Origin of the sequence: Mesorhizobium sp. BE184 (assembly GCF_031457045.1) — a bacterium.
Classification (GTDB): domain Bacteria; phylum Pseudomonadota; class Alphaproteobacteria; order Rhizobiales; family Rhizobiaceae; genus Mesorhizobium.
Window position 1 is genome coordinate 943,807 of record NZ_JAVDVU010000001.1, and the last position, 26,562, is coordinate 970,368.

At 61.7% G+C, this 26,562-nt stretch carries 30 protein-coding genes and 1 tRNA gene; 14 read left to right on the top strand and 17 right to left on the bottom strand.

What is annotated here, in order from left to right:
• Both J2X35_RS04595 and J2X35_RS04600 read left to right on the top strand, forming a co-directional pair.
• Positions 1-618, top strand: a complete 618-nt coding sequence (locus tag J2X35_RS04595; protein WP_310181832.1) for a uracil-DNA glycosylase family protein — start codon at positions 1-3, stop codon at positions 616-618.
• A gap of 110 nt (positions 619-728) precedes the next feature.
• Positions 729-1,220: an Lrp/AsnC family transcriptional regulator gene (locus tag J2X35_RS04600; protein WP_310181834.1), complete on the top strand. Its 492-nt coding sequence runs from the start codon at positions 729-731 to the stop codon at positions 1,218-1,220.
• A 39-nt stretch (positions 1,221-1,259) separates the two neighbouring features.
• Here the strand turns inward: J2X35_RS04600 and J2X35_RS04605 are convergent, their stop codons facing one another.
• The 9 genes from J2X35_RS04605 to moaA all read right to left on the bottom strand — a co-directional run bounded on the left by J2X35_RS04605 (position 1,260) and on the right by moaA (position 8,570).
• Positions 1,260-2,135 carry an NAD(P)-dependent oxidoreductase gene (locus tag J2X35_RS04605; RefSeq protein ID WP_310181837.1) on the bottom strand — a complete coding sequence of 292 codons (876 nt, stop codon included), beginning with the start codon at positions 2,133-2,135 and terminating at the stop codon, positions 1,260-1,262.
• A gap of 90 nt (positions 2,136-2,225) precedes the next feature.
• On the bottom strand, positions 2,226-3,044 hold the full coding sequence (locus J2X35_RS04610; RefSeq protein WP_310181838.1) for an ABC transporter permease: 819 nt from the start codon (positions 3,042-3,044) through the stop codon (positions 2,226-2,228).
• Complete coding sequence (locus J2X35_RS04615; protein ID WP_310181840.1) at positions 3,041-3,754, bottom strand: ABC transporter permease; 714 nt, start codon at positions 3,752-3,754, stop codon at positions 3,041-3,043. Before J2X35_RS04615 ends, J2X35_RS04610 begins: the two co-directional genes overlap by 4 nt.
• Positions 3,755-3,861: 107 nt before the next feature.
• The gene (locus J2X35_RS04620) at positions 3,862-4,650 is read right to left on the bottom strand and encodes an ABC transporter substrate-binding protein (RefSeq protein WP_310181843.1); all 789 of its coding nucleotides are present in this window, start codon (positions 4,648-4,650) and stop codon (positions 3,862-3,864) included.
• Between the two features lie 191 nt (positions 4,651-4,841).
• Complete coding sequence (mobB, locus tag J2X35_RS04625; RefSeq protein ID WP_310181845.1) at positions 4,842-5,363, bottom strand: molybdopterin-guanine dinucleotide biosynthesis protein B; 522 nt, start codon at positions 5,361-5,363, stop codon at positions 4,842-4,844.
• Positions 5,360-5,992: a molybdenum cofactor guanylyltransferase MobA gene (gene mobA / locus J2X35_RS04630; protein WP_310181848.1), complete on the bottom strand. Its 633-nt coding sequence runs from the start codon at positions 5,990-5,992 to the stop codon at positions 5,360-5,362. Before mobA ends, mobB begins: the two co-directional genes overlap by 4 nt.
• Before the next feature lie 23 nt (positions 5,993-6,015).
• Positions 6,016-6,936: a DMT family transporter gene (locus J2X35_RS04635; protein ID WP_056109266.1), complete on the bottom strand. Its 921-nt coding sequence runs from the start codon at positions 6,934-6,936 to the stop codon at positions 6,016-6,018.
• A 114-nt stretch (positions 6,937-7,050) separates the two neighbouring features.
• Positions 7,051-7,521 carry a hypothetical protein gene (locus tag J2X35_RS04640; RefSeq protein ID WP_310181852.1) on the bottom strand — a complete coding sequence of 157 codons (471 nt, stop codon included), beginning with the start codon at positions 7,519-7,521 and terminating at the stop codon, positions 7,051-7,053.
• 53 nt (positions 7,522-7,574) lie between these two features.
• Positions 7,575-8,570, bottom strand: coding sequence for a GTP 3',8-cyclase MoaA (moaA, locus tag J2X35_RS04645; RefSeq protein ID WP_310181853.1), 996 nt, complete (start codon positions 8,568-8,570; stop codon positions 7,575-7,577).
• A 164-nt stretch (positions 8,571-8,734) separates the two neighbouring features.
• Between moaA and J2X35_RS04650 the strand changes: the two genes are divergently transcribed.
• Positions 8,735-9,463 (top strand): bifunctional 2-polyprenyl-6-hydroxyphenol methylase/3-demethylubiquinol 3-O-methyltransferase UbiG, encoded by a 729-nt coding sequence (locus J2X35_RS04650; protein ID WP_056115428.1) that lies wholly within the window; start codon positions 8,735-8,737, stop codon positions 9,461-9,463.
• 17 nt (positions 9,464-9,480) lie between these two features.
• Here J2X35_RS04650 and J2X35_RS04655 read toward each other — a convergent pair whose 3' ends face one another.
• Positions 9,481-9,894, bottom strand: a complete 414-nt coding sequence (locus tag J2X35_RS04655) for a lysozyme inhibitor LprI family protein (RefSeq protein WP_056109272.1) — start codon at positions 9,892-9,894, stop codon at positions 9,481-9,483.
• Positions 9,895-10,023: 129 nt separating this feature from the next.
• Here J2X35_RS04655 and J2X35_RS04660 point away from each other — a divergent pair, with 129 nt between their 5' ends.
• A complete protein-coding gene (locus tag J2X35_RS04660) occupies positions 10,024-10,377 on the top strand; it encodes a gamma-butyrobetaine hydroxylase-like domain-containing protein (protein ID WP_056109274.1) in 354 nt (117 codons plus the stop codon).
• A gap of 43 nt (positions 10,378-10,420) precedes the next feature.
• The gene (locus J2X35_RS04665; RefSeq protein ID WP_310183733.1) at positions 10,421-11,032 is read left to right on the top strand and encodes a pyridoxamine 5'-phosphate oxidase family protein; all 612 of its coding nucleotides are present in this window, start codon (positions 10,421-10,423) and stop codon (positions 11,030-11,032) included.
• A gap of 12 nt (positions 11,033-11,044) precedes the next feature.
• Here the strand turns inward: J2X35_RS04665 and J2X35_RS04670 are convergent, their stop codons facing one another.
• Positions 11,045-11,497 (bottom strand): MarR family transcriptional regulator, encoded by a 453-nt coding sequence (locus J2X35_RS04670; protein ID WP_310181857.1) that lies wholly within the window; start codon positions 11,495-11,497, stop codon positions 11,045-11,047.
• Positions 11,498-11,547: 50 nt separating this feature from the next.
• Here J2X35_RS04670 and J2X35_RS04675 point away from each other — a divergent pair, with 50 nt between their 5' ends.
• Both J2X35_RS04675 and J2X35_RS04680 read left to right on the top strand, forming a co-directional pair.
• Complete coding sequence (locus J2X35_RS04675; protein ID WP_310181858.1) at positions 11,548-12,450, top strand: alpha/beta hydrolase; 903 nt, start codon at positions 11,548-11,550, stop codon at positions 12,448-12,450.
• Between the two features lie 286 nt (positions 12,451-12,736).
• The gene (locus J2X35_RS04680) at positions 12,737-14,641 is read left to right on the top strand and encodes a murein L,D-transpeptidase (protein WP_310181861.1); all 1,905 of its coding nucleotides are present in this window, start codon (positions 12,737-12,739) and stop codon (positions 14,639-14,641) included.
• Between the two features lie 35 nt (positions 14,642-14,676).
• On the opposite strand, the gene J2X35_RS04685 is transcribed toward J2X35_RS04680, so the two are convergent.
• Positions 14,677-14,751: transfer RNA gene (locus J2X35_RS04685), tRNA-Val, on the bottom strand.
• Positions 14,752-14,826: 75 nt separating this feature from the next.
• On the bottom strand, positions 14,827-15,525 hold the full coding sequence (locus J2X35_RS04690) for a phosphoglycolate phosphatase (protein WP_310181863.1): 699 nt from the start codon (positions 15,523-15,525) through the stop codon (positions 14,827-14,829).
• Positions 15,526-15,661: 136 nt separating this feature from the next.
• Between J2X35_RS04690 and rpiA the strand changes: the two genes are divergently transcribed.
• The 3 genes from rpiA (at position 15,662) to gor (ending at position 18,485) form a co-directional block, all read left to right on the top strand.
• Entirely contained in the window at positions 15,662-16,360 is a 699-nt protein-coding gene (rpiA, locus tag J2X35_RS04695; protein ID WP_310181865.1) for a ribose-5-phosphate isomerase RpiA, read from the top strand.
• An 18-nt stretch (positions 16,361-16,378) separates the two neighbouring features.
• Positions 16,379-16,987 carry a DUF2059 domain-containing protein gene (locus tag J2X35_RS04700; protein WP_056109286.1) on the top strand — a complete coding sequence of 203 codons (609 nt, stop codon included), beginning with the start codon at positions 16,379-16,381 and terminating at the stop codon, positions 16,985-16,987.
• Positions 16,988-17,093: 106 nt separating this feature from the next.
• Positions 17,094-18,485, top strand: coding sequence for a glutathione-disulfide reductase (gor, locus tag J2X35_RS04705; RefSeq protein ID WP_310181867.1), 1,392 nt, complete (start codon positions 17,094-17,096; stop codon positions 18,483-18,485).
• Here gor and J2X35_RS04710 read toward each other — a convergent pair whose 3' ends face one another.
• Positions 18,486-20,372: an ABC transporter ATP-binding protein/permease gene (locus J2X35_RS04710; RefSeq protein ID WP_310181870.1), complete on the bottom strand. Its 1,887-nt coding sequence runs from the start codon at positions 20,370-20,372 to the stop codon at positions 18,486-18,488. It abuts the gene before it with no gap.
• Positions 20,373-20,904: 532 nt separating this feature from the next.
• Between J2X35_RS04710 and J2X35_RS04715 the strand changes: the two genes are divergently transcribed.
• On the top strand, positions 20,905-22,278 hold the full coding sequence (locus tag J2X35_RS04715) for a class II 3-deoxy-7-phosphoheptulonate synthase (protein ID WP_310181871.1): 1,374 nt from the start codon (positions 20,905-20,907) through the stop codon (positions 22,276-22,278).
• Positions 22,279-22,359: 81 nt separating this feature from the next.
• Here the strand turns inward: J2X35_RS04715 and J2X35_RS04720 are convergent, their stop codons facing one another.
• On the bottom strand, positions 22,360-23,430 hold the full coding sequence (locus J2X35_RS04720; RefSeq protein ID WP_310181873.1) for a GGDEF domain-containing protein: 1,071 nt from the start codon (positions 23,428-23,430) through the stop codon (positions 22,360-22,362).
• A gap of 318 nt (positions 23,431-23,748) precedes the next feature.
• Between J2X35_RS04720 and J2X35_RS04725 the strand changes: the two genes are divergently transcribed.
• From J2X35_RS04725 to J2X35_RS04735, 3 genes are all read left to right on the top strand, one after another.
• Positions 23,749-24,168 carry a GFA family protein gene (locus J2X35_RS04725; protein WP_310181875.1) on the top strand — a complete coding sequence of 140 codons (420 nt, stop codon included), beginning with the start codon at positions 23,749-23,751 and terminating at the stop codon, positions 24,166-24,168.
• Positions 24,169-24,250: 82 nt separating this feature from the next.
• On the top strand, positions 24,251-24,610 hold the full coding sequence (locus J2X35_RS04730; protein WP_056109298.1) for a diacylglycerol kinase: 360 nt from the start codon (positions 24,251-24,253) through the stop codon (positions 24,608-24,610).
• 40 nt (positions 24,611-24,650) lie between these two features.
• Positions 24,651-25,235 (top strand): hemerythrin domain-containing protein, encoded by a 585-nt coding sequence (locus tag J2X35_RS04735; RefSeq protein ID WP_310181883.1) that lies wholly within the window; start codon positions 24,651-24,653, stop codon positions 25,233-25,235.
• Here J2X35_RS04735 and J2X35_RS04740 read toward each other — a convergent pair whose 3' ends face one another.
• Together J2X35_RS04740 and J2X35_RS04745 are read right to left on the bottom strand one after the other, a co-directional pair.
• Complete coding sequence (locus tag J2X35_RS04740) at positions 25,236-25,823, bottom strand: DedA family protein (protein ID WP_310181885.1); 588 nt, start codon at positions 25,821-25,823, stop codon at positions 25,236-25,238.
• Positions 25,824-25,836: 13 nt separating this feature from the next.
• Positions 25,837-26,427 (bottom strand): DUF1003 domain-containing protein, encoded by a 591-nt coding sequence (locus J2X35_RS04745; protein ID WP_056115431.1) that lies wholly within the window; start codon positions 26,425-26,427, stop codon positions 25,837-25,839.
• Positions 26,428-26,562 lie beyond the last annotated feature (135 nt).

The window sequence follows — 26,562 nt, forward strand, 5'->3', positions numbered from 1 at the left end:
ATGAGCGAACAACTCGAACGGCTGACGGCAAAGGTTCGCGCTTGCCGCATATGCGTAGAGGAGCCCCTGGGACGTCCGCTGCCGCACGCGCCGCGCCCGGTGCTCCTGCCGTCGTCCACGGCCCGCATCCTGCTGGCAAGCCAGGCGCCGGGAACCAAGGTACACCAGACCGGCATGCCGTTCACCGATGCATCGGGAGACAGGCTGCGCAATTGGCTTGGCGTGACCAGCGAAGAATTCTACGACACAAGCAAGTTCGCCATCGTCCCGATGGGGTTTTGCTTTCCCGGCCAGGACGCCAAGGGTGGCGACCTGCCGCCGCGGGCCGAATGCGCGCCGACCTGGCGCGAACCGTTGATGGCGCTGATGCCGCAGATCGACCTGGTTCTGACCATAGGCATCTATGCGCAGCGCTGGCATATGGGATCGGCGCGGTTGCCGTCGCTCACCGAGACGGTCGCGAGCTGGCGCGACATCTGGGCCAGCCCCGAGGTGCCGAAGGTTCTGCCGCTGCCGCATCCTTCATGGCGCAACACCGGATGGCTGAAGCGGAATCGCTGGTTTGAAATGGATTTGCTGCCCTTTCTGAAAGAGGAAATCCGTAGTCGGATCGGCTAGGGTGCAGAGAAAAACCAACTCGATTCATCCGATATGATCGGAATTTCTTTCTTGTTGATCCCGCTCATAAAGCCGAAGATGGTAGAATAGGTTTCTCCAGGAGTCGCTTTATGGACCGTCTCGATAGAAAAATCCTCCGCTTGTTGCAGGAGGATGCGACGCTCGCTGTCGCCGATGTGGCCAAGAAAGTCGGCCTTTCCACGACGCCGTGCTGGCGGCGCATCCAGAAGCTCGAGGAGGAAGGCGTCATCAAGCGGCGCGTCGCGCTTCTCAACCCGGAGAAGATCAATGTCCGGGTCAACGTCTTCGTGTCGATCCGCACCAACTCGCACAGCCATGAATGGCTGCGGCGGTTTTCCGAGGTCATCCAGGAATTTCCCGAAGTGGTCGAGTTCTACCGCATGAGCGGCGATGTCGATTACCTGCTACGTGTCGTCGTTCCGGATATCGCCGCCTACGATGCTTTCTACAAACGCCTGATCGCCAAGATCGAGATCCGCGAGGTCTCGTCGTCCTTCGCGATGGAGCAGATCAAGTACACCACGGAAATGCCGCTGGACTACATGGTGCTCGACCGGGAGTCGGGCTCCAGCGCCGCCTGATCGGAACCCTCCCGGATTTTCTGACAGGCTGGAAACGCTCTATCTTTCCAGCCGTGCCAGTAGTGAGGACGTATCCCAGCGCTGGCCGCCCATCTGCTGCACATCCTTGTAGAACTGGTCGACAAGAGCCGTCAGCGGCAGAGCCGCGCCATTGCGGTCGGCCTCGGCGAGGCAGATGCCGAGATCCTTGCGCATCCAGTCGACGGCGAAACCGAAATCGTACTTGCCGGCATTCATCGTCTTGTGGCGGTTCTCCATCTGCCAGGAGCCGGCGGCGCCCTTGGAAATGACCTCCACTACCTTCTCGATGTCGAGCCCGGCCTTCTTGCCAAAATGGATGCCTTCCGCCAGGCCCTGGACGATGCCGGCAATGGCGATCTGATTGATCATCTTGGTCAGCTGGCCGGCGCCGGTCGGACCCATCAGGCCGACCATCTTGGCATAGGCGTCGATCACCGGTTGGGCACGGTCGAATGCCGCCTGTTCGCCGCCCACCATGACGGTCAAAGCCGCATTTTCGGCGCCGGCCTGTCCGCCGGAGACAGGGGCGTCGAGGAAAGAAAACCCGCGCGAAGTCGCGGCTTCAGCAAGCTCGCGCGCGACCTCCGCGGAGGCCGTGGTGTTGTCGATGAAGACGGCGCCGGCCTGCATGGACTGGAATGCGCCATCGTCGCCGACCGTCACCTGCCGCAGATCGTCGTCATTGCCGACGCAGGAGAATACGAATTCCTTGCCAGCCGCCGCCTCGGCAGGCGTCCTGGCAAAGGCGCCGCCATGCTCGGCGGCCCATTTTTCCGCCTTTGCGGTGGTGCGGTTGTAGACGGTTACGTCGTGGCCGCCCTTGTGCTTGAGATGAGCTGCCATCGGATAACCCATCACGCCCAAGCCGAGAAACGCCACATTTGCCATCTTCAATCCTTTCAGCACGTTGCAGCGGCATGCTTACGCAATCAATCGCATCGAGGCAACGCGAAGCGACCGTCTTTGATGATGCCAGGATTGGTTTTAGCGCTTGAGATGTATGGTGATGCGCCGCTCGATCCATTCGATGCCGTGGCGCAAAACCTCCACGATCACCAGGTAGATGATCGCCGCCCACAGATAGGTCTGAAAATCGAAGGTGCGTGCATAGGCGAGGCGGGTCACGCCCATAAGGTCATAGACCGTGATGATGGCGACGATGGCCGAGCCCTTGATCATCAGGATGATCTCGTTGCCATAGGGACGCAGCGCGACGATCAACGCCTGCGGCAGGATGATCTTGCGCAGGGTCACCCACCTCGGAAGCCCGAGCGCCGCCGCGCCCTCCCACTGGCCTCGGGAAACGCTGTCGATCGCACCGCGCAGGATCTCGGCCTGATAGGCAGCCGTGTTCAGTGAAAAGGCGAAGATGGCGCAATACCAGGCTTCGCGGAAGAACACCCAGAGCCCGACAGATTCCAGCGCCGGGCGAAACGAGCCGAGGCCGTAATAGATGAGGAATGTCTGGGCCAGCAACGGCGTGCCGCGGAAGAAGTAGACATAGGCGTAGGAAATGGCCGCGAGCACCTTGTTGTTCGACATGCGCGCATAGGCGATCGGCACCGACAGCACCGCGCCGATCGCGACCGAGATGGCCACGAGCAGCAGGGTGACTTTCACGCCATCGACATAAGACGGGGCATACCGCTCGAAAATCTCTGGTTTCCATGCTGTGACCAGGAACCACACCAGCGCCAGCGCCAGCAGCGCCCACAGCGCCAGCAGCGCATATCCGAGCACGCGCTGCCTGGGCCAGCCGCGCGGCGGCGGCGGTGGACGATCGATGATGTCGACCGCGCTCATCGGCGCACCGCCTGTTTGCTGACCGCGCGCTCTATTGCGTTGATGCCGACGGACGAGATGATGGCCAGCGCAAGGTAGATCAGGCCCGCCAGGCCGAAGAACAGGAACGCATGCTTTGTAACGCGCGCGGCGACGCCGACCTGCCGCAGAATGTCGCTCAGCCCGATTGCCGAAACGAGCGCGGTATCCTTGAGCAGGATCAGCCAGAGATTGGCCAGGCCGGGCAGGGCGACGCGGATCAGTTGCGGCAGGATGACGAACCGCATGGTCTGCACGTTCGACAGGCCGATCGAGTACCCGCCTTCATATTGTCCGCGCGGTATGGCGCGGAATGCCGAAAGAAACACTTCGCTGGAGTAGGAGGAGAAGACGACGCCGAGCGCGATCATGCCGGACACGAAGGCGTTGACCTCGACCGTTGCCCCGGGACTGACAAACTGCAGCAGTTTCTGGATGCCGATCTGCGCGCCGTAAAAGACGAGGAACAGCGTCAGCAGTTCAGGCAGGCCCCGGAAGATGGTGGTGTAGACATTGCCGGCGAGCCTCAGCGAAGCCTCTTCGGACTGTTTGGCCAGGGCGACCAGAAAACCGATGGCGAGCCCTACGGGGAGCGTGGCAAGTGCCAGCGATACGGTGATGAACACACCATAGGCGATGTCATCCAGCCAGCCCTCAGGTCCCCAGCTCAGCAGCGTCCATGCGCTTTGCATCCGCCCGCCTGTTTCCCTTCCGTTCAAAAGGTCGAGCCGTGCATCCCCTCACGCACGACCTGTTCATGGACGGCGCGGGTTCGCGCCGTCCATGAACCTGGAATCGATCAGGACTCGCTGCCGTAAACGTCGAACTTGAAGTACTTGTCGTTGATTTCCTTGTACTTTCCGTTGGCGCGAATGGCGTCGATGGCTGCGTTCAGCTTGTTCGCCAGATCGGTCTCGCCCTTGCGGATGGCGACGCCGGCGCCCGGACCAAAGATTTCCACCGGCTGCGGCGAAGGCTGGCCGAGGATCTTGCAGCAGGCGCCGTCCGGCGAGTCCAGCCATTGGGTGAGCACCACAATATCGTCTTCCACGGCGTCGAGGCGGCCGTTGGCGATATCGAGCTGGTATTCCTGGGCGGTCGGATAAGGCTTGACCGTCGCATCCGGGTAATTCTTCGACGCGAAATTGAAGTGGGTTGTGGAGCCCTGCACGCCGATGGTCTTGCCGGCCAGGTCTTCCTTGGCGACGCCCTTGATGGCGCTGTCCTTCGGCACTGCGATGGCGGAAGGCGTATTGTAGTATTTATGGCTGAAATCGACCTGCTCCAGGCGTTCCGGCGTGATCGACATCGACGCGACGATGGCGTCGAACTTGCCGGCCTTCAGCGCCGGGATCATGCCGTCCCAATCCTGGGTGATGAACTCGCACTTCACCTTCATCTCGTCGCAGAGCGCCTGCGCGATGTCGATGTCGAAGCCTTCGAGCTTTCCGTCGGCGGTCAGATTGTTGAAGGGCGGATAAGCGCCTTCGGAGCCGATTTTCAGAACTTTTTCCTGTGCCTGGGCGGCGCCCAGCATCAGCATGGCGGTCGAAGCCGCCGCCAGCGCAATTCGCAGTGAAAGACGCATGAGGTCCTCTCTTTATGATCTAGCCGTGGTTCGACGCGGCTTTCCAGGTGCGTTCCCGTGCACCCACTGATCAGATACTCCCACTCTTTTCGCGCAAAAAGCAACTGCAAAACCGCGGGCCAGGCAGCCATTCGACGCAGGACATTCGTTTAGCTCGATCGCCGAAAACGTCATCTTTCCTTGACGTTACGTCACTTTGTCGATTTTGGACGCAGCCCGATGGTCGCTTCGACGAAATCGCTGATTGCTCCGATGTCGTCGAGGTCGAACACCGGCAGGTTCGAGCCTTCAACGGCGTGATCTGAGGCAATGGCGATGATGCCGGGGTCACTGTCGGAAAGCGGGGCGCGGTCGCGGGCGTCGAGGCGTCTTACTTCGATCTTGCGGTGTGATTCCCGCTTGTAGCCTTCGACGATAACGAGATCGGCAGGGGCCAGCCGCGCCAGCACCGTTTCGAGCGCCGGTTCCTGCTCGCCGCGCAATTCATGCATCAGAGCCCAGCGGCGGTCGGAGACGATGGCGACTTCCGTGGCACCGGCCTTGCGGTGCCGGAAAGAATCCGTGCCGTCCTTGTCGACGTCGAAATCATGATGGGCATGCTTGACGGTCGACACGCGCCAGCCGCGCCGGACCATCTCGGCGACGAGCCTTTCCGTCAGCGTCGTCTTGCCGGAATTCTTCCACCCTGTGATGCCGAGGACGTGGCTCTTCATGGGTCCATGCTTGATGCGATGCGCCGCGCTTCCGCAAGCTCGGCCGGCGTGTTGATGTTGAAGAACGGATCTGCCTGTATTCCGCCCGTGTTGGCGATCGGGAATTCGGCGTCCATGTTCGGATACCGGTTGATGAACGCCGTGACCCGCCGTTCTTCGTCGTCCGTGATGGCGTGCCGAAGCGCATGACGCAGGCCGACCGGCCAGAGAGCCGAGGTCGGGTGCCGCCGCCCGGCCGACGATGCGACCGCTATGGCGTCCTCAGATGCATCGGACAGTGACGCTGCGAGCCTTGCGACGAAATCCGTGGGCAGGAACGGCGTGTCGCCTGCAATGGTCGCCACCTGACTGAAGCCGAGGCCGGCGGCCCACTCCATGGCGGCCAGGATGCCGGCCAGCGGACCGGGGAAATCGGCAAGGCCGTCGGCGACGGTCGTGAGGCCGAGTTGTGCAAAGCGGGCAACATCGCCATTGGCGTTCAGCGCCAATGCCTCCACCTGCGGCACCATGCGCCGGGCAACATGGTGCAGGACCGTCTGGTCGCCGATCATCAACAGGCCCTTGTCGCCGCCACCCATGCGCTGCGACAGCCCTCCCGCCAGAATGGTGCCGGCAATCCCAATCGTCATCGTTCTCCGCCCGAATGCCCGACCTATATGCCGTCGGGTTCCATGGCCGGTCCAGTGCTTTCCGCTGCCGGGCGGCGAGGGCCGACCACTCGTTCCCTGTAGAGCGTGTAAAGCCCGGACATCACGATCACCAGCGCCCCGACGATCATGGCCAGGTCCGGAACGTCGCCGAAGATGACGAGACCGAGCATGATGGACGACAGAAGCGACGTGTAACGGAACGGCGCTATGAAGGAGATTTCACCCATGCGCATGGCCGTGATGATGGCCTGGTAGCCGATCAGCAGCAGAACGGAGGCGAGGGCCAGAAGCCCGAACGACTGGCCCGACATCGGCGTCCAGCCGCCGAAGGGCTGCAGGAGAAGCCCGCCTGTCAGCATGATCACCAGCGTCGTCATGGTCGACACGAGAAGCGTGGGGACGTGCTGCGGTATGCGTTTGGTGGCAAGATCCCGCACCGCGCAGAAGAAAACACTGGCCAGCGCCAGGAGCGAATAGAGGCTGAAACCCTCGAAGCCCGGTCGCACGATGACCAGCACGCCGGCAAAGCCGGCCGCGATTGCCAGCCAGCGTCGCCACCCGACGCCCTCGCCGAAAACCAGCGCCGCACCCATCGTCACCGCCAGCGGCAGCGCCTGCAGGACAGCGGATACGTTGGCGATGGGAAGGTGAGCCAGCGCCGCCAGGAAGGTAACAGTGGCGAAAACCTCCGCCGCGACCCGCAAGCCGACCATTGGCTGAAGCGCCAGCCGCAGATCGGCAAGCGCACCGCGCCGCCAGGCCAGCAACCCGACAAACACGCAGGCGAAAAGGCCGCGCACAAGCATGATCTGCGCCGGGTTCATCTCTTCCGACACGAATTTCGTAATGGCGTCGTTGACCGTGAAGCCGGCCATGGCCACGGTCATATACACGGCGCCTTGCAGATTGGGGGACAGAGACACGGACAGGTCCCATTCGATCAGACTATGAGTTCACGACCTAGCATCCGCTGACGAACCAGCAACGCCAAAGCGATAGGCCAAGGACACCGGGCGCGTCATCATCGGCTGAATAGTTCAGGGTCCGTGCAGGCTGCCGGCGATGCGTCCGACCAACGGATCGTACTTTGCCTTGAGCGACGCGGGATACTCGATGACGATGCCGTGCACGATGTCGGTCGGGCCGAATACGTAGCGTTCGTAGAAGACCTGGTCGCCGTCGTTGCCTGAAAGCACCACCCAGTTTTTTCCCGTTCGGGAATACGTCACCGACCTGTCCTTCTCAGCCTTCGCAGCGGCTTCCCGGGTCTTCGGCGTTTCGTCGAGGACGTTATAGGAGCCGAAGATGGCAAGGCTGGCGCCGTCGTCGGAGAGCCAGCGCAATCCGTCGCCGTTCTCCGGCGGCGCCTGTTCCTGACTGAATATATCGGACGGGAAGGTTGCTGAGGTGCCGAAGCGGTCGTTCTCGTAGGTGAATGGCGCCGCCAAGGCGATCGATGCAACCAGCGTGAAGCCAAAAAGGGCCGAAATTACCGCAAAGCGCTGCATGAAACCTCCAGGACATCTGCCTGGAAACATCTTGCATCATTCCGCTTTGAAAATCAGCCGCCGGTAACACTCATATGGCGTGAAACGGCGGGACGGCTGGTGCGGCGGTCGATGATGAAGTCATGGCCTTTCGGCTTGCGGCCGATCGCTTCGTCGATGGCGGCGGAAAGCAGCTCGTTGCCTTCCGAGGCCCGCAGCGGCTTGCGCAGATCGGCGGCGTCTTCCTGTCCAAGGCACATATAGAGCGTGCCGGTGCAGGTCAGCCGCACCCTGTTGCAGCTTTCGCAGAAATTATGCGTCATCGGCGTGATGAAACCGAGCCTGCCGCCGGTTTCGGCAACCTCGACATAGCGCGCCGGACCGCCGGTCTTGAACGGGATGTCGGCCAGCGTGAATTGCTGCGCAAGCTGGGCGCGCAACAGCGAAAGCGGCAGGTACTGGTCGGTGCGGTCGGCGTCGATCTCGCCCATCGGCATCGTCTCGATCACCGTCATGTCCATGCCGCGGCCATGGGCCCAGCGCAGCATGTGCGGGATTTCAATGTCGTTGAAATCCTTCAGCGCCACGGCGTTGATCTTCACCTTGATGCCCGCCGCCTGTGCCGCGTCGATACCGGCCAGAACCTTGTCGATGTGGCCCCAGCGGGTGATCTGATGGAACTTGTCGGCATCCAGCGTGTCGAGCGACACGTTGATGCGCTTGATGCCGCAATCGGCCAGCTCCGCTGCGAAGCGCGAAAGCTGTGAGCCGTTGGTGGTGAGCGTCAGTTCTTCCAGCGCACCGCTGGCGAGATGGCGCGAAAGCTCGCGCACCAGATGCATGATGTTCTTGCGCACCAGCGGCTCGCCGCCGGTGAGGCGCAATCTCCTGACGCCATTCTCGATGAAGACGGTGCAGAGCCGGTCGAGCTCTTCCAGCGACAGGAGGTCTTTCTTGGGCAGGAACGTCATGTTCTCCGCCATGCAGTAGGTGCAACGGAAGTCGCAGCGGTCGGTGACCGACACCCGCAGGTAGTTGATGGTACGACCGAATGGGTCGATCATGTCCATGCGTTTCCGTTCCCTTGGCCAGCGCGCTGCCCGCGCCGTTATATACCGCTATGTGATACGATCGGGCGCAAGGTTCAAGATAGGATGTCTCGGACTTTGGTTATATCGCGTCTGCGACGCGACGCGTCCTGCCACGGCAGCGCCCGATCTTGATGAAACAGGCCATGACACAGAACATCTATGACGATCCGCGTTTCTTCAAAGGTTATAGCGGCCTGCCGCGCTCGGTCCACGGACTGGCGGGCGCACCGGAATGGCCGTCGCTGCGGGCGTTGCTGCCGCCATTGAGCGGCGCATCGGTCATCGATCTCGGCTGCGGCTTCGGCTGGTTCTGCCGCTGGGCGCGCGAGCAGGGGGCCTTCGATGTCCTGGGGCTCGACGTCTCGCGTAACATGCTGGAGCGGGCGCGGAATGAAACGCAGGACCCAAATATCCGCTACGAAATCGCCGATCTCGAACAGTTGATGCTGCCGGCTGCGTCGTTCGATCTTGTCTACAGCTCGCTCGCCTTCCACTACATCGTCGATCTGGACACCATGCTCAACACCGTACATCGCGCGCTGAAGCCGGGCGGCAGGCTGGTGTTTTCAGCCGAGCATCCGTTGCTGACCGCGCCCTCGCGCCCCGGCTGGACGGTCGATGGCGATGGTCGCAAGGTCTGGCCCGTCGACGATTATCTGGTCGAAGGCCCGCGCACGACCGACTGGCTGGCGTCGGGCGTGGTCAAGCAGCATCGCACCATCGCGACCTATTTCAGGCTTCTCCGTGAGGCTGGCTTCACGCCGGCCCACATCGAGGAATGGGGGCCGACAGACAGCCAGATCGCCGCGGACCCCGCATTGGCTGAGGAACGCCAGCGGCCAACCTTCATGCTGTTTTCCGCGTTCCGGTGACCGCGGAAGCGAAACGCCTAGTTCGCCGCCGGCACCGGACAGCTCATGTCGCCTTCCTCGCAATCGAGGTAGCCCCGGAACGTATCGATGCGGCCCTGCGTGATGCCGTCGAGGCACATCGATACGGTTGCCGGATAGGCGCTTCCCTCAGCCACGCCGGAACTCGAGAAGTCGCATTCGGCGTCGCGGAACCCGATCCACGCCTTTTGCGCCGTGACGAGCAGCTTGCGCGTATCCGCATCGTCCTTGAGCCGGCCTTCGATCTGTTTGTAGAGCTTGTTCAGTTCGGCGTCCGATGCCTGATAGGCCTTGTCGGCGCATTCGTTCGCCGACATCTGGTCCGGCGCCTCCGTGCAGTCCTCAGCCCGGGCTGCTGTCGAGGAGAGGGCCATGAGAGCCAGGGCGGGCAAAGCGAAAAGCAGTGTGCGCATCGTATCTTCCTCACAGGGCATGAATCGGAGCCTGAGCCCACAATGACCAGCTTGCGCAGTCGATGCAATTGTTTGCGGCTTTAACTCGGAGCAAATCCGGCGTAACCGGAAGCGGAGGGAGAGACGTGCATGACTGCGCCCACCGAATTGAGGGTCTCGAAGGACCGCAGACTGCTGACCGTGAGCTTCCCCGGCCATCAGCCGTTCCAGTTGCCGGCGGAACTGCTGCGCGTGCTTTCGCCGTCCGCCGAAGTGCAGGGACATTCGCCGGAGCAGCGGGTAACGGTGCCGGGCAAGCGCGAGGTTGCTATTTTCAAGATCGAGCCGGTCGGGAATTATGCCGTGCGCATAACCTTCGACGACATGCACGACACCGGTATTTTCACCTGGGACTATCTCCACACGCTCGGTCACGAGCATGTAACCCGGTGGAACGACTATCTTGCCGAGCTTGAAGCAAAAGGCTTGAGCCGCGATCGCTAGAACAACGCGCGACGCTTTTCCGGAGTGCCCAATGTCCAGGCCAATGTCCAGGATAGAATCCATCGAGCAGCTCGAAACCCTTTATGGTGTGCCCGGTCAAACGTCGCTGGTGAAGGAACTGGACCACGTCATTCCTGAATATGCCGCCCTCATCGAGGCGTCGCCCTTCGTCGCATTGGCGACGAGCGGACCGGAGGGACTGGATTGCTCGCCGCGTGGCGATCTTGCCGGCTTCATCCGCATTCATGACGAGAAGACGCTGATGATGCCCGATCGCCGCGGCAACAACCGCGCCGACTCGTTGCGCAACATCATCCGCGATCCGCGTGTTGCCCTGCTGTTCCTCGTGCCGGGCTCCGGCACCACGCTGCGGGTCAACGGAAACGCGCACATCACCGCGGACCCGGACCTGTGTTCCTCTTTCACCGTCGAAGGAAAAGCGGCGCGGTCTGTCACAATCGTCAAGATCGATTCGGTCTATTTCCAATGCGCCCGCGCCATTCATCGCTCGGATTTGTGGAACCCCGAAAAGCACGTCGATCCGAAATCGCTGCCGACGCCCGGCCAGATACTGGAAGTCGCCAGCCGCAAGGCGATCGACGGCGATGCCTACGACATTGAATGGCCGGAGCGTGCCCGAAAATCGATGTGGTGAGCGACCGGGCTGTCAGGCGCTATCGAGCGCCTCGGTGATCTTGCGCATTTGTTCGCCGATCAGGTCGCATTGTTCCAGCGTCGATTGACCCATGGCGGTCTCGATCAGCGCCGTATGCACTTTCAGCGCTTTCATCAGAAGGGTTATTCCAGCCTCGGTCAGTTCCAGGCGCAGGATGCGTTTGTCCTTGCCGTCGCTTTCACGGCGAAGCAGGCCGCGCTTTTCAAGCTGCGGCAGAAGCATGGTGATGTTGGATCGTCCGACCAGCAGCTTGCGCGCAAGGTCGTGCTGCGACATGCCGGGGTGGCGGTAAAGGTTCATCAGCACGTCGAGTTGCGCCGGTTTCAGGTCCAGCGGCGCCAGCTTGGCCGTCAGCGTCCGTTCCAGGACATGGCAGGCGCGGGCGACCGCAACCCAGTTGCGGAAGCGCGGATTGTCCCAGGGCAGGTCTTGTTTATTGTTCATGGTTGAACTAACATGTTCATGGTTGAACGATCGGCTTTTGGATTCGGAATATGGCACCATTTGGTTTGAAGGTCATCCGCGGTGCGTTCGGCTTCGGCGAGCGTGTCGCTCCCGCACTCACGGGCAGGGCCGCCTTCGAGCTTTTCTGCCGCACGCCAAGCCCGAAGAAGATGACCGAGGGCGAGCGCCGTGCTGTGACGCGGGCGTCGTCATTCATGAGCGAGGCGCGCCACCATCGGCTGAAAACCAGAAGCGGCTGCATCGTCGCGCATGAGTTCCGGCCGCAGGGCAGGGCGGCCGCGGGCACTGTCCTCGTCATGCATGGTTGGCGGTCGCGCACCGAATATATGCGCAGCCTGATCGAAGGCTACCGCAACGCCGGTTACAAGGTCGTATCGCTGGATCTGCCCGGCCATGGCCAATCGCCGGGACGCCGGCTCAACCTTGTCAGCGCGGTGGAGGCGGCGGCGCAGGTGGGCCAATGGTTTGGTCCTTTCGCGGCCGTCGTCGGCCACTCCTTTGGCGGCGCCGTGGCCGCAAATGCCGCCGCGGGATCGGTCCCGGGAATTCCGCCGCTTGCCACCGAATGCCTTGTTTTGGTCGCCGCGCCCAGCTCGATGCCGGCGGTGTTCGCCGACTTCAGCCGGATGCTCAATGTCGGCCCCCGGTCACAGAAGGCCATGGCGGGCAGGGTGAAACGCATTTCCGGCCGTCCGCTCGACGAATTTATGGGTGAAAGGCAGCTTGCCGAAACTCCCGTGCCAACGCTGGTTGTCCACGCTCCTGACGACAAGGAAGTGCCGGCCTGGCACGCGCAGCGCTATGCCGATGCCGGTCCCCATGTCCGGCTTCACTGGGCCGACGGTCTCGGCCACCGCCGGATCCTGGCCGACCGCGCCGTCGTCACGCGCGCCGTCGATTTCGTCCGCAAACGTCATCTGGTCGTTCACTGAGGCCGAGGGCCTTCTTCGACAAAATATCTTCCGAACGGGCTTCTCTGTCGGGCCGGTGTCATGGCGTGCAAGGGTTTGCTGCATGGCCGGCCGGCCGGCCGGCTCTGCTTGGCGCCCGGCGGCTCACCGTTTTGTGAAACGCTTCTGCAACAACCCTGCGGAAATTTATGGAAGCTTAACGAAATCGGTATGAATCGGTATAGTCGTGTCATACATCCGCCACGCCGCCGGCGAGGCTCGGGCATTGCGGAAGAGGGATCCGGCACTGGCCGGAAGCGGGTGATCCATGAAATGCTTGGACAGAAGAACAGTCGTGCTGCCTTTGGCGGTCGCCGCGACATTGGTTTTCGGTGCGCCACAAGCCGGAGCGCAGGGGTTCTTCGAGTCACTTTTCGGCGGTGGCGTGCGGCATTCGCGCCAGCCGGCCGGAGAATTTCCGCCAGCACCCAAACCGAGAAAGAATACTGCCGCCAGAACCTCCACAAGCGGCGGCGGGGCCGCCAGGATCAGCAGCCCCAGCTATTACACCTACAAGGCGGATTCGCTGGCGCGAGTCGACTTCTCGTCGCTGATCGGCGGCGAACCCGTAACCACCGGGGCAACGGTTCAGAAAGCCGCGTTTGATCCCTCGACCGCCGACGTGGCATTCCGCGAAGCGTTGTCCGGCCTGAACGGCTATGATCTGTTGGCCGAGCGCGACATCGGCAAGGCGCTGCTTGCTTACTATTCCGCCAATCCCGAATTCATCTGGGTGTCAGGCTCCAGCGCCAACGAGCGCGCCAGGGAGGCCGTCCGGGTACTAAGCGAGGCCGCAAGCCATGGGCTGGTTCCGGCCGACTATGCGGTGCAGATTCCAGCGGCAGGAAATCCTGCGGAGGATGCCGGAGCGCGCCTCCAGGAATTGATCCGTTTCGAGATGGCTCTGTCGGCGCGCGTTCTGCGCTACGTTCACGACGCCCGCAGCGGCCGCATCGATCCCAACCGGATTTCGGGCTATTACGACTTCCCGGCCAAGCCGCTCGATATGGTCAGTGTGCTCGATACGCTGGCCCATACGCCGGCGCCGCAAGCCTATCTCGAATCCTGGCATCCGCAGAACGCCGAGTACAAGGCCCTGCGCGCCGAACTGGAGGCACTCGAGGCGACGACCGAAAACGAAATTGTCGTCGATCCGAAGCTTATGCTCAAGCCTGGCCAGACCAGCCCGGAACTGCCGAAGCTGCTGGCGCTGATCGCCCGCGATCTCGATGACGAGATGGGCGGCGAATATGGCGAAACGCTTGTGCGGCTGGCCTCCAGCGAGACATACGTGCCCGAACTGGTCCCGGTGATCGAGGCGGCGCAGAAGAAAGCCGGCGAGAAGGGCGACGGCGTCGTCGGCCCGCGCACCGTTGCCGCGCTTGCTGGCACGTCCAAGGCCGACCGACTCGACAAAGTCCAGTATGCCATGGAGCAGTTGCGTTGGCTGCCGTCCGATCTCGGCAGCCCCCGCGTCTTCATCAATCAGCCTGCCTTTACCGCCAGCTACATCGACGGCGGCGAGGAGAAGCTGAAGATGCGGGCGGTGATCGGCAAGATCACCAACCAGACTTCATTCTTCTACGACGAGATCGAGCAGGTTGACTACAATCCGTATTGGGGCGTGCCGCAGTCCATCATCGTCAACGAGATGCTGCCGCGTCTGCGCCGCGATCCGGGCTACCTGGACCGGGCGGGCTATCAGGTGACCGATTCGCGTGGCAAGCGTATCCCATCGTCCTCGGTAAACTGGGGCGCTTACGGCTCGAAAGTGCCTTACGCGATCCGCCAGGAGCCGAGCGAGGCCAACGCGCTGGGCGAATTGAAGATACTGTTCCCCAACAAGCATGCGATCTACATGCACGACACCCCGCAAAAGGCGTTCTTCCAGCGCGACATGCGTGCGCTCAGCCACGGCTGCGTGCGCCTGCAGGATCCGCGCGGCATGGCCGCCGCCGTGATGAACAAGCCCGTCGACTATATCGCAAAGAAGATCAAGGCCGGCCATTCGGTGGACAAGGTGACACGCAAGATTCCCGTTTACGTATCGTACTTCACCGCCTGGCCGGATATGTCGGGCAAGGTCGAGTATTTCAACGATGTCTATGACAGGGATGCGCGGCTGAAGCAGGCGCTGGAAGCCACCGAGCAGACGCGCGCGCCGTCTGCCTGAGACCGGGGCGGATCGAGCTTAAAGTTCAAGGGAAATGGTGGGCGATGTAGGGATTGAACCTACGACCCCACCCGTGTGAAGGGTGTGCTCTCCCGCTGAGCTAATCGCCCGCCGCGGCCCGAAGGCCTGACGCGCCGCGATATAAGGGAGCGGCCGGGCCTAAGTCAACCACCTGACTGGGCGCTTTATCCGGCTTGCCGCCCGCCGCTGGCGGCATTCATCATGCGCTCGACCAACCCGACCGTCAGCTCATCGAAATGCGAGATGATCGCGGTCGGCTCGAACTCCCGCACATGCCGGTCGGTATAGCCGAAATCGACGGCGACGACCGGGATTCCCGCGGCTTTTGCCGTATCGATGTCGGTTTTGGAATCGCCAACCATGACGGCCCGTTCCGGGTCGCCGTCGGCCAGTCGTATGGTTTCGAAGAGGTGCCGCGGGTCCGGTTTCTTGAAAGGAAAAGTGTCCTGTCCGGCAATGGCGGTAAAATGCCTGGTGAGCCCCAGCGCCTCGATCAGCGTCAGCGAACTGGCCTCGTATTTGTTCGTGCAAACGGCGAGCGCGTAGCCGGCGTCCTCGAGACGGGCAATCGCTTCCAGCACGCCCGGGTAGGGGAGCGACTTGCCGGGGATGTTGCGCGTATAGTGGTCGAGATAGATGTCGAAGAGCCGATCAAGGTCCGTTTCCGATATCGCCTTCTGCCGGTCGGCATAGGCATACTCGATCATCGCCCGGCCACCGTGGCCGATATAGCGCCGGATCGCCATCGGATCGACAGCGGAAATGCCTTCGCCGGCAATGCTGTGATTGAGGCTGTCGAGAAGATCCGGACCGGTGTCGATCAGCGTGCCATCCAGGTCGAAAACAACGATCGGGCGTTTCATGAAGGATCCTGTCTTTTTGCGCTGCCGCAGGCGATAGCCGCTCGCCGCCGATCAGGCAACCGGTGATTGGTCCCTGGGCTACCCTTTGACCCGTCCGCCAAAAATGCTAGGAGCGCCCAACGGGGGCGAACTTTCCATGGATGCCAGGCAGTTGAAGATCGAGGCCGCAAGGGCGGCGCTGGCCCATGTCTCGGATGGCATTCGGCTCGGAATCGGCACCGGCACGACGGCCGAGGAATTCGTCCGCCTGCTGGCGGCCAAGGTCGCCACCGGCTTCCGGGTGCTCGGTGTCGCGACGTCGGAGCGAACGGCGGCCTTGTGCAACGAACTGGGCGTGCCGCTGTCGACGCTGGATGAGACGCCTCAGCTCGACCTGACGATCGATGGCGCCGACGAATTGGACCCCGCCCTGACACTGATCAAGGGTGGCGGCGGCGCACTTCTGCGGGAAAAGATCGTGGCCGTCGCTTCCGCTCGCATGATCGTCATCGCCGACCAGACCAAGATGGTCGGGACGCTCGGCCGTTTTCCGCTGCCCATCGAAGTCAATCGATTCGGCCTCAAAGCCACTGAGATCGCCATCGCCGAAGCGGCAAGCGGGCTCGGCCTGTCTGGCGCCGTTACATTGAGGGTGACGGATCGCCAGCCTTTTGTTACAGACGGCGGGCATTTCATACTCGATGCATCTTTTGGCCGCATTCCGGATACAAGAGCGCTGTCGAATGCTCTTCACGCCATTCCGGGTGTGGTCGAACACGGTCTTTTCATTGGGCTGGCGGATATGGCTATCATAGCCGGCGACGGTGGCATCGAAACCGTCCACGCTGCCCGATAAACCAGGGAGTTTTGTTGAATGACGCTGCATACCCGCATCCGCCGCCTGTCAGCCATGGCGGCGACATCCGCCTTCATCGCCTTTTCTTTCCCGGCCTTCGCACAGGACATCAGCGAAGCGCACTTGAAGGCGGCTCATGCGGCGATCGCATCGATCCACGCCACCGATCAGTTCGACCTGATCCTGCCGCAGGCTGCTGGCGCGCTGCAGCAGCAGCTTATCCAGAAGAACCCCGACATGGGCGACCTGATCACCAAGACCATCAAGGAAAAGACGCTTGCCATGGCGGCGCGGCGCGCCGACCTCGAAAAAGAGGCGGCGACGGCCTACGCCAAGGGCTTCTCCGAGAAAGAGCTTACCGACATTGCTGCGTTCTACAATTCGGAGGCGGGTAAGAAGCTTCTGGAAAGCGGTCCGATCGTTACGCGTGAATTGGGCAAGGCGGCTGAAATCTGGCAGAACGGCGTTGCCCGTGATCTGGCCCAGCAGGTTGGCGAGTCGCTTGCCGCTGCCGTAAATGCCAAGGCGCCTGCGCCTGCGGCGCCAGCAGACGGAGCTGCGCCCGCCGCACCCGCGGGTGGGGCAGCACCAGCGGCTCCCGCCACGCCGGCAGCTCCAAAGCAATAATCCTCGCAGCATGGACACAACCGAAAGCCCGGCTTCTGCCGGGCTTTTCTTTTGCCTTTCCGCAGCCTACCTGTGATTTCGCAATAACGAACTGCAGGAGCATCGCATGGCCGCCTATGATTACGACCTCTTTGTCATCGGTGGCGGTTCCGGCGGGGTGAGGGCGGCAAGGGTCGCCGCGGCGCTCGGCAAGCGGGTTGGCATAGCCGAGGAATACCGCTTCGGCGGCACCTGCGTCATCCGCGGCTGCGTGCCGAAGAAGCTTTTCGTTTACGCCTCCCAGTTCCCTGAACATTTCGAGGATGCGGCCGGCTATGGCTGGACGGTGCCGCAGGCCCGTTTCGACTGGCCGACACTGATCGCCAACAAGGACCGCGAGATCGCCCGCCTCGAGGGCATCTACCGCAATAACGTCCAGGGCGCCGGCGGCGAGACCTTCCAGACGCGCGCCGTACTGGTCGACAGGCATACAGTTCGGCTCGAGGCCGAGGGCCGCACAATAACCGCCGACCAGATTCTCGTCGCCACCGGCGGGCGTCCGGCGCTGCATCCGGCGTTGCCCGGCCACGAGCATTGCATCACCTCCAACGAGGCGTTTCATCTGGCCGAATTGCCGAAGGCGATCATGATCGAGGGCGGTGGCTACATCGCGGTTGAATTTGCCAACATCTTCCACGGCCTCGGCGTCGCCACCACGCTGGTTTACCGCGGCACCGAGATACTCAGCCGCTTCGACATGGATCTTCGCCGAACCCTGCATGAAACCATGGAGACGAAGGGCATCAGGATTCTCTGCCATTCGATTTCCGAGAAGGTCGAAAAACGCCCTGACGGCAGGCTGGACGTGACCGTCACCGGCGGTGAGGTGCTGACGGTCGATCAGGTCATGCTCGCCATCGGTCGTACGCCGAACACCGAGGGGCTTGGACTGGAAGCGGCCGGCATCGAGACTGGCGTGACCGGCGCCATTGAGGTCGATGCCTATTCGCGCACCAATATCGACAACATCTGGGCCATAGGCGACGTGACCAACCGCGTCCAACTGACGCCGGTGGCGATCCACGAGGCAATGTGCTTCATCGAGACGGCCTTCAAGGACAACCCGACCCGTCCCGATCACGAGACGATTGCCACGGCGGTGTTTTCGCAGCCTGAAATCGGCACAGTCGGCCTGTCGGAAGACGAGGCGGTGAAGCGTTTCGACGAGGTCGAGATTTATCGCGCGACGTTCAGGCCGATGCGGCACACGCTTTCGGGCCGTCAGGAAAAAATGCTGATGAAGCTGGTCGTCGACGCCAAGAGCCGCAAGGTGTTGGGCGCTCACATCCTGGGACCCGACGCCGGCGAAATGGCGCAGCTTCTCGGCATTCCAATCAAGGCTGAACTGACCAAGGACGATTTCGACCGCACCATGGCGGTGCACCCCACCGCCGCCGAGGAACTGGTCACCATGTACAAGCCGACCTATCGCGTGAAGAACGGCAAGCGGATCGACTAACTACTTCTGCTTCAGCCTGACGCGTGGGATGCGCAGCCAGCCATCGTCCATGGCAGGCGGACGCGCCAGGATCTTGGTGATCTCGGCCGGCAGGGTGGGCTGCAGCGGCTTCTTGCTCGCCGCGCCGTCGGCGATCGTCAGCACGCTGTGATAGAACTCTTCGCCTGTCAGCGAGCGGGGTGGCACCGGCTCATGCATGACGCTGATGACGGTGACGTTCGGGCAGTTGTCCTTGATCGCCTGATGGAAAGCCGTCTTGCCGTCGGGATCGAGCGCCGCCGTGGCCTCGTCGAGGAACAGCAGGCCGGGCTGCTGGAGGAGAATGCGCCCGACCACCAGCTTCTGTTTCTGGCCGCCTGAAAGCTCCTGGTCCCAGCTCTTGCCCTCGCGGCTGGTTTCGCCGAGGTATTCGATGAATTCACCCAACCCCGCCTTGTGCAGCGCCGATGCGACACGCGTGTCGGAATGGTCTTCCGCCGACCCCGGCAGGCAGACCAGTTCCTTCAGTGAAATCTGGGGCAACTTCACTTCCTGCGCGGCGTAGAATGTCTTCACGCCTTCCGGAAACACGATGGTGCCCTTGCCGTAGGGCCAAAGGCCGTTGATCGCCTTGATGAGCGAAGTCTTGCCGCAGCCGGACTCGCCTTTCAGGAAGGTCCATTCCCCGCGCCGGAAACGCAACCGCTCGGTGGCGAGGAAAGGGGTCGTTTCGTGACCCTGATGCGTCAGCTCCAGATGCTGGATAGTCAGGCCGAAAACAGGGTTCTGCGTGGCGTAGCGGAAATCCGACTGGCCGGTCTGGCGGTAGAACGCGGCAGGCTGCTGGACGTTCTCGATCGCCTCTGCCAGATCCATAACGCGCTTGGTGTTGGCGCGCAGCGTCGCGATCGCCGGCATGACATGGATGAACCATGAGCACTGGCTGATCAGCGAATTCACCAGTTCCGCGCCGGTTATGTAGCCCTTGAGGTCGATGCGGTGGTTGATGAACGGGATGAGCCCTGGTCCATAGGCGACGATGCGGGCGCCGACGAAATTATAGACCAGTTCGAAAGATGTGTAGCCGGCATGGACCTTGTTCAGCCGCGCCCACGTGCTGTCGATATCGACATAAAGCCGTTCGTGCATTTCTTTCTGCACTCGCTCGCCGCGCGATGCAGCCACATGGAATGACCGGCGCAGGAAGGTCGTCAACTCGCCACGGTAGCTCCCCTCGGCTTTCTGCATGCCGATGGAAAGGCGCTCCAGCAGGCCGCCGAGCTTTATGGCGATCCATGTGTTGACAGGGACATAGATCGCAACGGCGACGAAAGTCAGTACCGCGCTGCCATAGTGGCCGAGGAATTCCAGCCCGGTGACTTCGGTGGAAATGGAAAGCAGCTTCTGACCAACGAAGAAAAGCGAACTTGCGACGGCCATGACGCCCATGGCGAGTCCGATGGCGCCGCCGGTCAGGCCCTTGATCGATTCCTGCACGCGCTGGTCGATGTTGTCGGGTACGGAAGTGTCGGCCCCATGCTGGGCATGGAAATGCGTATGGTTGGAATCGAGCAGCGCTTCGTTGAAGCGGCTATCGAGCCAGCCCCGCCATTTGCGGTGCAACGTCGATGAAACGAACGTGCGCGCGCCTGTAATGCCTGCATCCTTCAACAACACCAGCAGGACCAGCATCCCGGCATTGCCGAGAAGCGAGGCCAGCGGCGTGGTGTTGGCGGCGTCATGGAAGAAGGCGATGGAATTTACCAATTCGCCGGAGGCTTCGGCAAACCAGACGCCGGCTTTGCTCGACAGCGCCGTCAACAGCGCGATCACCAGCGTCAGCGCCCAGGCTTCTTTCCACCGGCTGGAGAACCAGTAGGCCCGCATGAGCCCCCAGAAATTCCTCATCGATGAAACCGGCGTAAGCGGCGCTCGCTTACCCGTGCGGCTAAAAAGACGTGTCAGCATTGATTGGCGCGGTCTTGCGACCCGAATCATATCTTCCGCCCCACAACCCTTCTTATTGTTACGAAGAGTAACACCGCTTGATCAGAGTCCATGAAAAATATCGCCAGAACTGCCGAGTCCGCATGATGGCGTGGTAAGGGAGCCACAGCTTCCCTAACGGAAGGATGAGGTAAATCGGCGAAAATTAACGATGCTTAAACGAAGATGGCGCGCAAGCAGGCGCTTTCGTTTCCTGCCTCAAAATTGAGCGAAGACTTTGCTGGCAAACAATGGCCGTCGCGAATCACTCCGTCACTGACTTGGGGTCATCATCGATGCGTTGTCCTGTAGCGACGCGAGGAGAACGGTCCGTCGCTTTGCGGCCAAATCCGGGCTAGAATAGCCAACTGGCTTCATGTATTGAGCCGCCAACCCCATATGGGGCAGGGCTGCGGGCAATTGTTGCCGCCTGCAAAGCGCGTTGGGTGCCGAAATGACGAAATGGTCGCCGAATTCCTGGAGAGCCAAGCCTATCCAGCAGGTGCCGTCCTATCCGGACCTGAACGCACTCAAGGAAACCGAAGGCCGATTGGCCACCTTCCCGCCGCTGGTCTTTGCCGGCGAGGCGCGCAAGCTGAAGAAGCATCTGGCCGCCGTCGCCGCAGGCGAGGCGTTCCTTCTTCAGGGCGGCGATTGCGCCGAGAGCTTCGCCGAGCATGGCGCCGACAACATCCGCGACTTCTTCCGTGTTTTCCTGCAGATGTCGGTCGTGCTGACCTTCGCCGGCTCGCAGCCGGTGGTGAAGGTCGGCCGCGTCGCCGGTCAGTTCGCCAAGCCGCGTTCTTCCGATACGGAAACCAAGGACGGCGTAGCGCTGCCGAGCTATCGCGGCGACATCATCAACGGCATCGAGTTCGAATCCAGGTCGCGCATTCCCGATCCTGCGAGGCAGGAAATGGCGTACCGTCAATCGGCGGCAACGCTGAACCTTTTGCGCGCCTTCGCGCAGGGCGGCTACGCCAGCCTGGAAAACGTCCATCGCTGGATGCTGAGCTTCGTCGCCGACAGCCCGCAGGCCGACCGCTATGAGGCGCTCGCCAACCGCATCACCGAAACCATGGATTTCATGCGTGCGGTCGGCATCACTTCGGAAACCAACTTCGCACTGCGCGAGACCGATTTCTACACCAGCCACGAAGCCCTCCTGCTGGGCTATGAGGAGGCGTTGACCCGCGTCGATTCCACCTCCGGCGACTGGTATGCGACCTCCGGCCATATGATCTGGATCGGCGACCGCACGCGCCAGCCCGACCATGCCCATATCGAATATTGCCGCGGCATCAAGAACCCGCTCGGCCTGAAGTGCGGTCCGTCGCTGACGCCCGATGGCTTGCTGGAGCTGATCGATCTCCTCAATCCGGAGAATGAGCCAGGCCGCCTGACCCTCATCGCCCGCTTCGGGGCCGACAAGGTCGGCGAACACCTGCCCAAGCTGGTGCGCGCGGTCAAGAAGGCCGGCCGAAGCGTCGTCTGGTCATGCGACCCGATGCACGGGAATACGATTACCGCCGCCGGTTACAAGACGCGTCCGTTCGAGCGCATTCTGACCGAGGTCCAGACTTTCTTCGACGTGCATCATGCCGAGGGCACGCATCCCGGCGGCATCCATATCGAAATGACCGGCAAGAACGTCACCGAATGCACCGGCGGCGCCCGCGCCATCACGGCCGAGGAATTGCAGGATCGCTATCACACGCATTGCGACCCGCGCCTCAATGCAGATCAGGCAATCGAGCTGGCCTTTCTCGTTTCGGACCTGCTCAAGAAGAACCACGTCCGTCCGCAACGGACAGAAGCCGCGGAATAGGCCTGATCGAAATGAAAAATGGCGCCGGAGACGGCGCCATTTTTTGTTGTCGGCATTGGCCGACGGTTCGATCCCTAAATCTCAGTCCTTCTTGTACAGCATCCAGTTCTTGCCGGTGCGCCCGGCCATGACCGAATGCCGCGTGACCTTGTTGCGGCCCTCGACCTTGGAACGATAGAGGGCGCGGTCGGCCTTGGTGTACAGGTCTTCGGGGCTGTCGGCTTCCGAGGCCATGCAAACGCCCATGGAAACGGAGACTTTCCCGTAATTGGCGCCGGTCTGGCTGCTGGAAAACGACGTCTGCTCGATCAGCAGGCGGATACGATCGGCGACCTCGAATGTCATGTCCTCGCTGACGCCCTCGACGATGAGGGCGAATTCCTCGCCGCCGGTGCGCGCCACGAACATGTTGGCGCCGATGCTGGTGCGGAAAATGTCGGCGATCTGCTGCAGGATCTTGTCGCCCACCGGATGGCCGAAGCGGTCGTTGATATCCTTGAAGCGGTCGATATCGGCCAGGATCAGTGCGTTGAACAGGATGCCGCGGTCGCTGTTGTAGATGCGGGCGATTTCCTTGTCGAAAGCCCGCCGGTTCCAGATTTGCGTGAGCGGATCTGTGTCGGCGAGGCGCTTGTATTCCTCCAGCGTCGACTTGACGCTTTCCAGTTCGGCCGTCTTGTCGTGCAGGGTCGCGGCAACATGTTTGCTGTGATCGATGGTCGAAGTGGTTGCCATCGATACGGCGCTGACCACTTTTTGCAGCAAGTCCTTCGAGATCGCGCTGCGGCTGTTCAGCCCATCCGACGTTTCGTCGAGAATCCTGCCGTATTTTTCCATGTGGGTGCGTTCGCTGCGCAGCAGGGATGCGACATCTTCCAGTTCCTGCGCGAGCACGTCGCGCGCCTGTTCGACGACGCTCTGCCCATGATTGTGGGCGAAAAACCTATGGCTGATGGCGTCCAGTTCCTCCTGCGTCGGCCGGTTCCCCAGACCGACGACGGCGAGGCTCAGCTCGGAAGTCGGACCGCTCAGCACTTCGTAGAAGATTTCATAGTTGCGGGGCAGGCCGAGAACGCCCAGTTGGCGCATCGTGGCGACCACGGTGCCGGCAATGTCAGTGGTTACTTCCGGTGACGCGACAGCCGGTTGCATGAAAGACCTATCAATCCCCTCAAACCACCGATGGTTCGCCATTGCCGGGCGGGCAAGTGCAGACCTTACCGTTGGCACATGGCGAAGGGTCGCGTTCCGATTGCGATCTTCGCTTGCATCAAATTAGCCCAGCTCGCGCTAAAGTTTCCTTAATTTGCCGGCTTTCCGGGGCTTTTATTGATCCCGTTTCTACCACAGGGTGTGACGGGGGCCGCCATCCCAGGGCATTCCCGCGCTTGCATGTCGTATTCTCACGCGCCGTCTTGCGCGCTGGCCATATGATCGCTGGATAAGGCTATCGCCGGATAGGAGGACACCATGGCAGCAAATCACACTGGTTCGTGTCTGTGTGGCGCGGTTCGGTTCGTCACCCGAGGCCCTTTGCGTGGCGTCGTCTATTGCCACTGCTCGCAATGCCGCAGGCAGACCGGCCATTATTACGCGGCGACGAATGTCGCCGACGCCGATATCGCCATTGAAGGAGCGGACAATGTAAGCTGGTACGCGGCCTCGGCATTCGCCAGGCGCGGCTTTTGCCGGACCTGCGGCTCGGCGCTGTTCTGGAAGCCAATCGACAACGATTACGTTTCCGTCATGGCCGGCGCCTTCGACAGGCCGAGCGGCTTGAAGGGTGAGAGCCACATCTTTGTCGCCGACAAGGGCGACTATTACGAAATCGGCGACGGCTTGCCGCAATTTGAGAGGTCCTCGCCAACGATCGATGTTGCAGACGGCTGAAAGACGTTAGATAAGCGCGCTTTGCACCGATCTGCCGGGGTGACGACCGAGTCTTCCCCGGTCGGGCTTTCAGGGAACTCGCATGAAGCGGCTGATCGACGCCTTCCATAATTCGGTTAGGGCCTTCCGCAAACTGGCCAGCAGCGAGGCCGCATTCCAGCAGGAACTCATCCTGCTGGCCATCGCCCTGCCGCTCGGCTGGTTCGTCGCCTCGAGCTGGACCATCTATGCCCTGCTGATCGCCTCCATTCTGGTGCTGATCCTGGTCGAGGTGCTGAACACCGGCATCGAGGCTGCCTGCGATGCGATCTCGCGTGAATTCCACATCGACATCCAGCTCGCCAAGGATTGCGGTTCGCTGGCGGTGCTGATTTCCATCGTACTCGCGGCAGGTGTCTGGATCATCGCCATCGTCGAACGGCTGACCGGCCTACCGATCTAGCCGGGCGCATCCTATATGGCGGTTACCAAAGGAGACTGCCATGAACGACGCCCCCCTGCCATTGCTGGAACAGCGCTCCGGCCTGCCGGAAGATCTGCGCTGGCTGGCGGACAGATATCCACGCAATGAATGGCAGGCGCATGAGAACATCCATGGCATGGCTGGATTCTGGCTGCAGCGACACGACATGTTCCGTGACCTGGGCGGTCTGCTCAGCGGGGGTATCGCCGACTATCGCGAGGGCCGTCTCACGGCGCCAGAATTTGCCCGCTGGTTCGCGCCGCGCCTCAATCATTTTCTGGGCAATCTGGATGGCCACCACAATGTCGAGGATCAGCACTATTTCCCGATCTTCGCCAAGGCCGAGAGCCGGCTGAAGCGCGGCTTCGACATTCTGGATGCCGATCATCACACGATCCATGATGCGCTGGAGCGCAACGCGGCGGCGGCCAATGCGTTTGTCAAAGCATTGCAGGAAAGCCAGGACAGGCAGCGTTTCGCAGCCGACGACTATGCCGGCGAGAACGACCGATTGCTGGCGATGCTGACCCGGCACCTGGACGACGAGGAAGACCTCATCATTCCGCTGATCCTCGATCGCGGCGACCGGCAACTCGGCGGCTGATCAAGGCCCGTGCTTGCGCTCCCTCTTGGCGACATGATGCGCCAGCAGGAACGCCGCGACTGCCACCACGAGCCCGACTGCCAGCGCGATCAGCAGCCTTTCATGATGGACCAGAGTGCGTCCGACGACCTGCTCGGCTCCCAGTCCGAACACATAGCCTATGGCGCAGAAAAGCGCCGCCCATATTGCGGACGAGATCACGTTCAAAACCACGAACCTCGGCAACGATATGCCTGAAAGTCCTGCGGCGATCCCGCCCACCAGTCGCATGCCGTAGATGAATCGGTTTCCGAGCACGAAGGCGTTCGGGTGTTGCCGCACGAGGCTGTAGGCATGGCTGAAGCCGGGCCGGTTCCGCATCCTTGTGGTCCACGGATGATCGGCGAAGCTGCGGCCAACCACAAAGAATCCGGTATCGCCGGCGAATGCGCCGAGAAAAGCCGTCGCAAATGCCTGCCATGGAATGAAGACATGCTGATGGGCGAAGAAGCCGGCAAGGATGGCGACGCTTTCGCCCTCGGCAAGGCAGCCGAGGAAAACAGCAATCAGCCCGTACTCCTCGATCAGCTGATGGATCGTATGCGTCATCGCCTTTCGGTTCTCAAAGACCTGAAGACCATTTCGCGGTCATCAGCCGGTCCTCTATGCGTTTCAATCGCTCGGCCACAAGGGCGATGTCGCTGCGGATGTCGGTGATCTGGTCCGGCATGCCGCTCATCTGCGCATGGCGCAATTCGTCCAGCTTCTCGTGCAGCGCCATGATCTCGATTTCGGCCTTCAAGTTCACTGCGTAGTCGTGCGCAGCGTCGATCCGGTCGCGCTGGCTCTGCCGGTTCTGCGACATCATGATGACCGGCGCCTGCAGCGCCGCGATCATCGACAGCACCAGATTCAGGAAGATGAAGGGGTAAGGATCGAACGAGTCGCGGCCCAGCAGCCAGGCATTGGCGATCGCCCACAGGACCAGAAAGGCAAGGAAGCCGAGGATGAACGTCCAGGAGCCGCCGAAGCGCGCTATGCCGTCTGCCACCTTGTCGCCGAAACTCTGATGCGCGGCATAGGCGTCGTTTGGATTGTGCGCAATCGTCTTGCGCTCGATCGTGCTTTGCAAAACCCTGCTTTCCAGCTTGCCCAGCCCTTCGGCGCCGGGCTTCAGCCAGCGTGCGGCAAGGTCCTCGATCGTCTTGTTCATGGCGGCCTCCAAGCATTCCTCCTGCCAGTCCTAAAGGCTGCCCGTGTCCGCAGGAAGTGAAATTGCTGGCGCAGCCGAGGCATACTCTCCAATGGCCCAAGCGTTTGCGGTTGCCGGTTGCGGGCGGCCACGGTA

Excerpts from the sequence above, each read along its gene's own strand:
- J2X35_RS04710 (WP_310181870.1), bottom strand. The coding sequence starts at position 20,372 with ATGAGGAATTTCTGGGGGCTCATGCGGGCCTACTGGTTCTCCAGCCGG.
- J2X35_RS04640 (WP_310181852.1), bottom strand. The coding sequence starts at position 7,521 with ATGCAGCGCTTTGCGGTAATTTCGGCCCTTTTTGGCTTCACGCTGGTT.
- rpiA (WP_310181865.1), top strand. The coding sequence starts at position 15,662 with ATGGATGCCAGGCAGTTGAAGATCGAGGCCGCAAGGGCGGCGCTGGCC.
- J2X35_RS04690 (WP_310181863.1), bottom strand. The coding sequence starts at position 15,525 with ATGAAACGCCCGATCGTTGTTTTCGACCTGGATGGCACGCTGATCGAC.
- J2X35_RS04735 (WP_310181883.1), top strand. The coding sequence starts at position 24,651 with ATGAACGACGCCCCCCTGCCATTGCTGGAACAGCGCTCCGGCCTGCCG.
- J2X35_RS04665 (WP_310183733.1), top strand. The coding sequence starts at position 10,421 with ATGTCCAGGATAGAATCCATCGAGCAGCTCGAAACCCTTTATGGTGTG.
- J2X35_RS04720 (WP_310181873.1), bottom strand. The coding sequence starts at position 23,430 with ATGCAACCGGCTGTCGCGTCACCGGAAGTAACCACTGACATTGCCGGC.
- mobA (WP_310181848.1), bottom strand. The coding sequence starts at position 5,992 with ATGACGATTGGGATTGCCGGCACCATTCTGGCGGGAGGGCTGTCGCAG.
- J2X35_RS04610 (WP_310181838.1), bottom strand. The coding sequence starts at position 3,044 with ATGAGCGCGGTCGACATCATCGATCGTCCACCGCCGCCGCCGCGCGGC.
- J2X35_RS04680 (WP_310181861.1), top strand. The coding sequence starts at position 12,737 with ATGAAATGCTTGGACAGAAGAACAGTCGTGCTGCCTTTGGCGGTCGCC.
- J2X35_RS04700 (WP_056109286.1), top strand. The coding sequence starts at position 16,379 with ATGACGCTGCATACCCGCATCCGCCGCCTGTCAGCCATGGCGGCGACA.
- mobB (WP_310181845.1), bottom strand. The coding sequence starts at position 5,363 with ATGAAGAGCCACGTCCTCGGCATCACAGGGTGGAAGAATTCCGGCAAG.
- J2X35_RS04655 (WP_056109272.1), bottom strand. The coding sequence starts at position 9,894 with ATGCGCACACTGCTTTTCGCTTTGCCCGCCCTGGCTCTCATGGCCCTC.
- J2X35_RS04745 (WP_056115431.1), bottom strand. The coding sequence starts at position 26,427 with ATGAACAAGACGATCGAGGACCTTGCCGCACGCTGGCTGAAGCCCGGC.
- gor (WP_310181867.1), top strand. The coding sequence starts at position 17,094 with ATGGCCGCCTATGATTACGACCTCTTTGTCATCGGTGGCGGTTCCGGC.
- J2X35_RS04715 (WP_310181871.1), top strand. The coding sequence starts at position 20,905 with ATGACGAAATGGTCGCCGAATTCCTGGAGAGCCAAGCCTATCCAGCAG.
- J2X35_RS04675 (WP_310181858.1), top strand. The coding sequence starts at position 11,548 with ATGGCACCATTTGGTTTGAAGGTCATCCGCGGTGCGTTCGGCTTCGGC.
- J2X35_RS04615 (WP_310181840.1), bottom strand. The coding sequence starts at position 3,754 with ATGCAAAGCGCATGGACGCTGCTGAGCTGGGGACCTGAGGGCTGGCTG.
- J2X35_RS04730 (WP_056109298.1), top strand. The coding sequence starts at position 24,251 with ATGAAGCGGCTGATCGACGCCTTCCATAATTCGGTTAGGGCCTTCCGC.
- J2X35_RS04600 (WP_310181834.1), top strand. The coding sequence starts at position 729 with ATGGACCGTCTCGATAGAAAAATCCTCCGCTTGTTGCAGGAGGATGCG.
- J2X35_RS04620 (WP_310181843.1), bottom strand. The coding sequence starts at position 4,650 with ATGCGTCTTTCACTGCGAATTGCGCTGGCGGCGGCTTCGACCGCCATG.
- J2X35_RS04670 (WP_310181857.1), bottom strand. The coding sequence starts at position 11,497 with ATGAACAATAAACAAGACCTGCCCTGGGACAATCCGCGCTTCCGCAAC.
- J2X35_RS04650 (WP_056115428.1), top strand. The coding sequence starts at position 8,735 with ATGACACAGAACATCTATGACGATCCGCGTTTCTTCAAAGGTTATAGC.
- J2X35_RS04660 (WP_056109274.1), top strand. The coding sequence starts at position 10,024 with ATGACTGCGCCCACCGAATTGAGGGTCTCGAAGGACCGCAGACTGCTG.
- J2X35_RS04725 (WP_310181875.1), top strand. The coding sequence starts at position 23,749 with ATGGCAGCAAATCACACTGGTTCGTGTCTGTGTGGCGCGGTTCGGTTC.
- J2X35_RS04595 (WP_310181832.1), top strand. The coding sequence starts at position 1 with ATGAGCGAACAACTCGAACGGCTGACGGCAAAGGTTCGCGCTTGCCGC.
- J2X35_RS04740 (WP_310181885.1), bottom strand. The coding sequence starts at position 25,823 with ATGACGCATACGATCCATCAGCTGATCGAGGAGTACGGGCTGATTGCT.
- moaA (WP_310181853.1), bottom strand. The coding sequence starts at position 8,570 with ATGGACATGATCGACCCATTCGGTCGTACCATCAACTACCTGCGGGTG.